At 46.9% G+C, this 241-nt stretch carries 1 tRNA gene; it reads right to left on the bottom strand.

Annotated features, from left to right (window positions below):
• Window positions 1-30: 30 nt before the first annotated feature.
• Window positions 31-115, bottom strand: a tRNA-Leu gene (locus ACZ3HG_RS24675).
• Between the last annotated feature and the right edge of the window lie 126 nt (window positions 116-241).

Below are 241 nucleotides of genomic sequence, written 5' to 3'. Positions count from 1 at the left end.
CCTCGATCAGATTAGCGATGGAATCGCAGTTGGTGCCGACGGCGAGACTCGAACTCGCACAGCTTTCGCCACTACCCCCTCAAGATAGCGTGTCTACCAATTTCACCACGTCGGCATGAAATACAAAACCTATAGATTGTAGCCTGATTTCAGTGCTTTATTCAATGCACAAAAGCCAAACACAACAAGGTTATTTCGGTATTTCTGATGATTTATCTGGCGTTGCTGGTACGGCAGGAAC

This window comes from Erwinia sp. PME.40.26/001 (assembly GCF_055556675.1).
Note: the sequence above shows the minus strand (reverse complement) of the source record. Positions and strands in the feature narration are given on the sequence as shown.